This window comes from Streptomyces atriruber, from assembly GCF_001418325.1.
GTDB classification, from domain to species: Bacteria; Actinomycetota; Actinomycetes; order Streptomycetales; family Streptomycetaceae; genus Streptomyces; species Streptomyces atriruber.
In genome coordinates this window covers 40217-46245 of record NZ_LIPN01000022.1, presented here as the reverse complement: position 1 = coordinate 46245, position 6029 = coordinate 40217, and the positions used below count along the sequence as shown (strand labels likewise).

Genomic DNA, 6029 nt, shown 5'->3' with positions numbered 1-6029 from the left:
GCCCGCGAAGATCACGCCCGCGGCGCGGTAGTCCCGCATGACGCGCAGCCTGCCGAGCTCCGTGTCGGTGCGCCGGTCGACGTTGGAGAGCATGGTGACGTAACCGGCCTTGGTCGCCACGTCGTCCACGCCGCGGGCGATGACCGAGAAGTACGGGTTGACGATGTCGCTCACCAGGACGCCGACGAGACGGCTGTGGGGCGAGACCATCGCGCGCGCCAGGGCGCTCGGCGAGTACTCCAGCCGCTCCGCCGCCGCGAGGACCTTGGCACGCGTCGCGGCCGCCACGGGGTGGGCCGATCCGCTGAGCACGCGCGAAGCGGTGGCCACGGCCACGCCCGCCTCCCGCGCGACGTCCACCAGTGAACTCACGGCCCACCCCCATGGGAAAGGTTTTCCTCAACGTCGCACAGAGCGCCGTGGATTCACAAGGGAAGGACGTAACTTCCTTGCGATTCCAACAACTTGAGGCTTGACCGTTCCGCAGCAGAGGTGGCTAGCCTCCAAGAGAGGAAGACGTTTTCCCATCCGCTGCCCCAGGGGGAGGCCATGCACACCCGGACACGATTACTCACCGCGCTCGCGGCCGTGACCGTCCTGACCACGACCGCCTGTGGCGGCCCCGGCACCCACACCCGCGCCGACGGAACGCTCTCGTTCACCGTCGCGGTCGTCGAACCGGACCTGACGACCGTGCCGATCCTCGCCGCCCTGGACGCCGTCCGCGAGCGGGGCCACGAAGTCGACGTCATCGAGCTGGCCGAACCCGAACTGGCCGTCGAGGGGCTCGCCAAGGGCCAGTACGCGATCTCCGCCGAGGCCACGGGCCCGGCGCTCAGCGCCATCGAGCAGGGCGCTCCCATCAGGATCATCGCCGATGCCGTCGGCAACCAGTGGGCCCTCTACGGCAGGCCGGGCATCTCGTCCTGCGACGACCTCGGCGGGCGCCCGTTCGGGATCTTCAGCGAGGGCGCGGTGGCGACGGCCATCGCCAAGGACTGGGTGGCCACCGAGTGCGGCGGCGAGCGCCCCCGGTATCTGACGATCGGCGGCTCGGACGTACGCGCACAGGCCCTCGCCTCGGGCGAGATCGACGCGACGCCGCTGGAGATCTCCGACGCGGTGTCCCTGGAGTCGTCCGGCGCCGCCGGATTCACCAAGGTCGTCGACTTCGCCGAGAGCCTGCCGGACCTGCATCCCCAGACCGTGTACGCAAATTCCGGCTTCCTTAGTGAACACCGCGACGTGGCGCAGGAGTTCGTCACCGCTCTGGTGCGGGAGCACGCGCGGATCACCGCGGATCCGCGCCACCTCGTGGACCTGGCGCGGACCCATCTGCCGGCGGAGGAGCGGGCGGACGTGGCCCGGGTCGCCCGGCGCTACAGCGACGCGAAGCTCTTCGACGCGGCGGCCCTGACCTCGCGCAACGTCCAGGGCACCATCGACTTCTTCGCCCGTGCCGGAGTGATCGGACGGGGGATGACCGCGAAGGACGCGGCGGACCTCGGCCTCGTCGAGGAGGCGTCGTCATGATGCCCCACCGGCGGTTCCTGCGCGCGGACCTGCCCTATCAGCTTCTGACGTTCGCGCTCTTCGCCACGGTCTGGGAACTGTACGCCCGCGAGCGCGGCGGCCTGCTCCTGCCGACGTGCACGCAGACGGCGCGCGCCACCGTCGCCCTCCTCGGCGAGGCGGAGCTGTGGCGGGCCCTGTACGTCAGCAACCAGGCTCTGCTGCTCGGCTTCGCCCTCGCCCTGGCCCTCGGTGTCCCCGCTGGCATCACCCTCGGCAGGTTCCGGCGGCTGGAGCGGTACGCGGACGTCTACGTCACCATCCTCCTCGTCACGCCGATGGCGGCGATCATTCCGCTCCTGGTGATGTCGATGGGTGTGGGGACCGCCTCGCGCGTCGCCCTCGTCACGCTCTTCTCGGTCGTGATGGTGCTGGTGAACAGCCGCGCGGGCGTACGGCAGGTGGATCCGTCGCTGATCGAGATGGCCCGCTCCTTCGGCGCCGGCGAGCGGCAGATCTGGGCGCGGATCCTGCTGCCCGGCGCGCTGCCCGCGGTCATGACGGGCGTCCGGCTCGGCCTCGGGCGTGCGGTCACCGGCATGGTCGTCGTCGAACTCCTCATGGTGTCCGACGGGCTCGGCGGGCTGCTCCTCAAGTACCGGGGCCTGCTCAAGGCCCCCCTTCTCTACGGCACCATCGTGATCATCCTGGTGGAGGCGCTGCTGCTGATCTCCGTCGCACGGTGGGGCGAGCACAAGCTGACCCGATGGGCACGGACGCATGCGGCAGGGGGCACCCGGTGATCAGGATCCAAGGACTGGCCAAGGGGTTCGTCGGAAGGGACGGCGGCACCGTCGAGGCGCTGCGGGGCGTGGACCTCGACGTGGGCGCCCACGAGTTCCTGACCGTGCTCGGGCCCAGCGGCTGCGGCAAGACCACGCTGCTCAAGGCCGTCGCCGGGCTCGTGCCGTGGGACGACGGCGACATCCTCGTCGACGGCGTTCCGGTGCGGGGTCCCGGCCCCGACCGCAGCGTGGTCTTCCAGAACTTCGCGCTGCTGCCGTGGGCGACCGTCCTCGACAATGTGGCCTTCGGACTGCGGATGCGCGGCGTCGGCCGGGAAGAGCGCGAGGAACGCGCCCGCGCGCTGATCGCCGCCGTGGGCCTCGCCGGATTCGAGACCAAGCTGCCCGGCGAGCTGTCCGGCGGCATGCAGCAGCGGGTCGGCATCGCCCGCGCGCTCGCCGTCCGGCCCCAAGTGCTGCTCATGGACGAGCCGTTCGGTGCGGTCGACGAGCAGACCCGCCGTCTTCTCCAGGAGGAGCTGCTCGCGATCTGGGAGGAGCACCGGCCGACCGTCGTCTTCGTCACCCACAGCATGGAGGAGGCCGTGCTCCTGGGCGACCGCGTGGTCCTGATGAGCGCCCGCCCCGGACGGATCGCCGACATCGTGCCGGTGGACCTGCCCCGGCCGCGCCCCACCGACGTCGGCGCACTCGGCCGGTCGGGCCGGTACACCGAGATCACGGCGTACCTGTGGGACCGGCTGCGCGCCATGCACGCGGAGCACCGCCCGTCGCCCTCCCGGCGGGCCGGGGCGGCGTCATGACGCTCCCCGCCGCACCGCTCGCGCTGGTCCTCGGCGCCGGAGCGTGGGAGCTGACCGGGCGTCTGGCGGACGCGTCGTTCTTCCCGCCGCTCAGCACGGTGATGGCCCGGCTCGGCGAGCTGACGGCCGACGGGGAGCTGCTCGGCAGCCTGGGCGACAGCCTGGTCAACCTGGCCCTCGGGTTCGCCCTCTCCCTGATCGGCGGGCTGCTCACGGGCGTGGCCATGGGCCGCTTCCGCAAGGTCGAGGCCGCCCTCGACGTGTACGTCAACGCCTTGCTCACCGCCCCGACGCTGGTCTTCGCACCGGTGTTCTTCTCGCTGCTCGGCGCGGGACGGGCCTCGGTCATAGCGGTGGTCGTCACGTACGCGATGTTCGTGATCATCGTGAACACGGCCGCGGCCATCAGAGCCGTGCCCGCGCACCTGGTCGAGATGGCGCGCTCCTACGGAGCGGACGAGTGGCAGGTCCTGGTGCGCGTCATGCTCCCGGCGGCCGCTCCCCTGATCATGGCAGGCCTGCGGCTCGGCGTCGGGCGCGCGGTCACCGGAATGGTCAACGGCGAGATGTTCATCGCCGTCGTGGGCCTCGGCCATGTCGTCACCGAGGCGGGCGGGCGCTTCGACAGTGCGAGCGTGCTCGCCGTGCTCGTGGTGGTGATCGCCGTCGCGCTCGGGGCGATCGCGCTCGTCCAGGCCGTCGACCGCAGACTCAACCGCTGGGTGCCCGACACATCGAGGGGAGCACGATGAAGCTCGACGCCTACAGCCACATCCTGCCCGCGCCCTACTTCGCCCGCATGCACGAACTCGCCGTCGACCGGCAGGTGTTCAAGCGGTGGCTGGAGCTTCCCGCGCTGCACGACGTCGACGCCCGGCTGCGCATGATGGACGAGTTCGGCGACGGCTACCAACAGGTGCTCACGCTGTCCTCGCCGCCCGTCGAACTCCTCGCGGGCCCCGCCGAGTCGGCGGGGTTGGCGCGGCTCGCCAACACGTCGATGCGCGAGCTGTGCGACCGCAGGCCCGATCGCTTCCCGGTGTTCGTCGCCGCACTCCCGATGAACGACCCGGACGCGACCATGTCCGAACTCGTCCACGCCATCGACGACTTGGGGGCGCGGGGCGTGCAGGTGTTCACCAACGTCGGCGGACGGCCGCTGGACGATCCGGAGTTCGCACCGGTCTTCGACGAAATGGCCCGCCGCGACCTGCCCGTCTGGATGCATCCGGCCCGCGGCGCCGCCTTCGCCGACTACGCCACCGAGGACACCTCCGCGTACGAGATCTGGTGGGCACTCGGCTGGCCGTACGAGACGAGCGTGGCCATGGCCCGTCTCGTCTTCTCCGGCCTCCTGGAACGGCACCCGGACATCAAGATCATCACCCACCACCTGGGCGCGATGATCCCCTACCTGGAAGGCAGGATCGGCCTCGGCTGGAGCGACCAGCTCGGCAGCCGCACGGCGGGCGAGGAGTACGAACGCCTGCGCCGCGCACGGCTGCCGAAGCGCCCGCTGGAGTACTTCCGCCGCTTCTACGCCGACACCGCCCTGTCGGGCTCCGCCATCGGCACCCGCTGCGGCCTGGACTTCTTCGGCACCGACCACGTCCTGTTCGGCACCGACTGCCCCTTCGACCCCGAGGGCGGACCCTTGTACATCCGCGAGACGATCCGCGTCATCGACGCCCTGGACGTCACCGAAACCGAGCGGGAGCAGATCTACCACCGCACCGTCCGGCGGCTGATGCGGCTGGACTGAACGGGCACGGGAGTGCCCCCGCCGGTCACCGCCGACGGGGGCACTCCCGTGCCGCCACTGGTACGTCGCGCGGGGCAACGGCCACCCCGTATCCGACGACGGCGATCACCCCGGCCACGGCGGCGGTCGCGCCCACCACCCGCAGTCAGGACGCGCCCGCCGCGCGGGTGGACTTGGGGCGCTACTCCGGCCTCTCCCCTCGGCCATGCCGCGCTCGACGCGGGCCGACATCCGCTCCCGGTCGGACCGATGGGCCCGCGTCGCGCAGCTTCGCGCGCAGGGCGTGTCATCGCGCCCGTCGTGACCGTCGCGCCCGTTGTGACCGTCGTCCCTGGCGTGCCGCAGGACCACGCAGGCCCGCTTGCGGAAGGGCAGCGCGCGCAGCACTTCCCGCACGTCGACGACTGCCGGTACGTCGGGGTCCGCGACGCCCTCGTCGCGACCCGACCAGGAGAGCGTGATGCGGCGTCGCTCGCGCACGACGCTGCGACTGCGACTGCGACTGCGACTGCGCGCCATGTTCGCAACGACGCCCCTGGCATACGCGACCGGATGGTCGGCGGCCCGCACCCGATCCCTGCGGTGCCAGAGCGTGCGGAGCGCGTCGGCCGCCAGGCCGTCCGCGCCGTCGGAGTCACCGGTCAACAGGTCTGCGAGGCAGCACAGTTCGGCGTAGCGCCGCTCGAAGAAGGCGTGGCACTCGGCCGCCGCGTCCGTCGCTCCAGCGAACCCCTCCGGCATCGAGGACATCGGTCCGCGTCACCTCCCCGCGGCAACCTTCGCCGCACCGGCGGCAACCGCGTACTCGGTCACGTGGGGCCCTCGGCGGGCGGCGGGCACATCAGCGGAAGGCGCGGAAGAGACAACCTTCGAAGCGCTTCGATGCTCCGCGTTTGATGGCGTTCACATCCGCCAACCGCGCGAGGACGGATGCCCCATCCACATCCTCCACCAGAGCAGACATGCGCAGCCTGATGAGGAGTTGACGCAATGTGGAGCCAGGGGCGACACCGCAGGCACTTGACGATGTACCGTCATGTGCAGGCGTCAACCTCTGCCAATTCCCTTTTACTCAGCGGTAGTTGGGCCACCAGAGGAATGCACTTGACCCTCGGCCGGAGATCGGCCGCACCCCCTCTCGATGCC

General features: G+C 71.1%; 7 protein-coding genes. 5 read left to right on the top strand and 2 right to left on the bottom strand.

The annotated features are described in order from the left end of the window. A partial coding sequence (locus AOK03_RS01945) for a LacI family DNA-binding transcriptional regulator (protein ID WP_157868835.1) occupies positions 1–372 on the bottom strand: 372 nt, incomplete at its 3' end. A gap of 177 nt (positions 373–549) precedes the next feature. Between AOK03_RS01945 and AOK03_RS01940 the strand changes: the two genes are divergently transcribed. Genes AOK03_RS01940 through AOK03_RS01920 form a run of 5 tightly spaced genes read left to right on the top strand, consistent with a single transcriptional unit; the run spans position 550 to position 4883 of the window. Further along, complete coding sequence (locus tag AOK03_RS01940) at positions 550–1533, top strand: ABC transporter substrate-binding protein (protein WP_055563345.1); 984 nt, start codon at positions 550–552, stop codon at positions 1531–1533. Beyond that, complete coding sequence (locus tag AOK03_RS01935) at positions 1530–2315, top strand: ABC transporter permease (protein WP_055563344.1); 786 nt, start codon at positions 1530–1532, stop codon at positions 2313–2315. Before AOK03_RS01940 ends, AOK03_RS01935 begins: the two co-directional genes overlap by 4 nt. After that, on the top strand, positions 2312–3121 hold the full coding sequence (locus tag AOK03_RS01930) for an ABC transporter ATP-binding protein (protein ID WP_079074405.1): 810 nt from the start codon (positions 2312–2314) through the stop codon (positions 3119–3121). Before AOK03_RS01935 ends, AOK03_RS01930 begins: the two co-directional genes overlap by 4 nt. Beyond that, on the top strand, positions 3118–3873 hold the full coding sequence (locus tag AOK03_RS01925; protein WP_079074406.1) for an ABC transporter permease: 756 nt from the start codon (positions 3118–3120) through the stop codon (positions 3871–3873). The genes AOK03_RS01930 and AOK03_RS01925 overlap by 4 nt, the downstream gene beginning before the upstream one ends. Continuing rightward, on the top strand, positions 3870–4883 hold the full coding sequence (locus AOK03_RS01920) for an amidohydrolase family protein (RefSeq protein WP_055563341.1): 1014 nt from the start codon (positions 3870–3872) through the stop codon (positions 4881–4883). Before AOK03_RS01925 ends, AOK03_RS01920 begins: the two co-directional genes overlap by 4 nt. Positions 4884–4988: 105 nt before the next feature. Here the strand turns inward: AOK03_RS01920 and AOK03_RS01915 are convergent, their stop codons facing one another. Then, positions 4989–5633 carry a SigE family RNA polymerase sigma factor gene (locus tag AOK03_RS01915; protein ID WP_425264348.1) on the bottom strand — a complete coding sequence of 215 codons (645 nt, stop codon included), beginning with the start codon at positions 5631–5633 and terminating at the stop codon, positions 4989–4991. Positions 5634–6029 lie beyond the last annotated feature (396 nt).

Coding starts and splice junctions, on each gene's coding strand:
- AOK03_RS01940 (WP_055563345.1), top strand. CDS start 550: ATGCACACCCGGACACGATTACTCACCGCGCTCGCGGCCGTGACCGTC.
- AOK03_RS01935 (WP_055563344.1), top strand. CDS start 1,530: ATGATGCCCCACCGGCGGTTCCTGCGCGCGGACCTGCCCTATCAGCTT.
- AOK03_RS01925 (WP_079074406.1), top strand. CDS start 3,118: ATGACGCTCCCCGCCGCACCGCTCGCGCTGGTCCTCGGCGCCGGAGCG.
- AOK03_RS01920 (WP_055563341.1), top strand. CDS start 3,870: ATGAAGCTCGACGCCTACAGCCACATCCTGCCCGCGCCCTACTTCGCC.
- AOK03_RS01915 (WP_425264348.1), bottom strand. CDS start 5,633: ATGTCCTCGATGCCGGAGGGGTTCGCTGGAGCGACGGACGCGGCGGCC.